Consider the following 1,448-nt stretch of genomic DNA (forward strand, 5'->3'; position numbering starts at 1 on the left):
CAGGTGCCGCCGGGCCGTCCGGGCACGGCGGCCGCGCGCGCCGCCGATCGGCCGTGGAGGGGTTGTCCGTGGGGTTGTCCATGCAGAGCGGTGGGAGTGCACGGGCGGGGCGGGCCCGGCTGGCGGCACGCTGCCGCACGGTGACGGAGGCGCCCGCCTTCTCGCTCGTGGTGTTCGCCGCGATCCTGGTCAACGCGGCACTGCTCGGGGTGGAGACGTACAGCGGGCTCGCCGCCGAGTACCAGCAGGGCCTCCAACTGGCCGAGCGGGCCTGCCTCGGGGTGTTCACGGTGGAGATGCTGCTGCGGCTGGGCGCGCACGCGGACCGGCCGGGGCAGTTCCTGCGCGACCCGTGGAACCTCTTCGACCTGGCCGTCCTCGCCTCGGCCTTCCTGCCGCTGGTCCGCGAGAACACCACCGTGCTGCGGCTGCTGCGGCTCGCCCGGGTGCTGCGGACGGCCCGGTTCCTGCCGCAGCTGCGGGTCCTGCTGGTCGCGGTCGGCCGCAGCCTGCCGGGCACCGTGAGCTTCCTGTTCGTCGGCGCCCTGGTGCTCTACGTCTACGCGATGGTCGGCTGGGTCGGCTTCGCGGACAGCGACCCCGGGCACTACGGCTCGATCGGCCGGGCGCTGCTCACGCTCTTCCTGCTGATGACCCTCGACGGGCTCGGCGAGGCGGTGCACGCGGGGCTGGAGATCTCCCGCCTGAGCATCCTCTTCTACGCCTCCTACGTGCTGCTGGCCTCGTTCGTGCTGGTGAACGTGCTGATCGGCGTGGTGCTCAACTCCCTGGACGAGGCCCGCGCCCTGGAGGCCGAGGAGGCCGCCGGGCGGGAGGCCGGCCGGCGGGACGCACCGCGTGCCGGACAGCAGGGCGGCCCGGCGGGGGCCGAGGAGCTGCGCGAGCGGATCGCCGCCGTCCGGCTCGCCCTCGCCGAGCTGGAGGCCGGCCTGGAGGCGGGCTCGGGCTCGGGGGCGGGCCCGGGGGCAGGCCCGGCAAGCGGTCCTGACGGTGCGTCGGGACGTCCGGTCGGCGCCGGCGCAAGTGCCGCGATGACCGCGGCGAGCGTGGACACCGTGGCCTGATCGACGCACCGGGCCGCGCGGGGACGTACTTCCCGAAGGCGACTCGGCGACGCTTCGCGTTCGGTAGCATACGCAGCGTCGGCAGGTCCGAGCTGCCCCGGGGGCGGCGATCCGAGCAGGAGAAGCCCGTGGCCACGCAGATCCCCCCGACCCCTCCCGTCACGGGGGTCGCCGTGCCCGAGCTGTCGCCCGCCGAGGTGGAGCGGTGGCGTGCGGCGGGCCGGGGAATGCCCGAACTGCTCCGCCGGGTGGGCCGGTTGGGCCCGGTGCCTCTCGCTGATGATCGCCGTCGGCCCGGAGCAGTTCCGCGAGATGCTGGACGGCTTCCACCTGGTCGACGAGCACTTCCGCACCGCCCCGCCG

At 75.1% G+C, this 1,448-nt stretch carries 1 protein-coding gene; it reads left to right on the forward strand.

Annotated elements, in window-relative coordinates; all coding sequences use genetic code 11:
* The first annotated feature begins 80 nt into the window (after positions 1 to 80).
* Entirely contained in the window at positions 81 to 1,085 is a 1,005-nt protein-coding gene (locus ABZ641_RS37170) for an ion transporter (protein WP_344625215.1), read from the forward strand.
* Positions 1,086 to 1,448: the final 363 nt, after the last annotated feature.

The organism is Kitasatospora sp. NPDC007106, from assembly GCF_040634455.1.
Taxonomy (GTDB): domain Bacteria; phylum Actinomycetota; class Actinomycetes; order Streptomycetales; family Streptomycetaceae; genus Kitasatospora; species Kitasatospora arboriphila.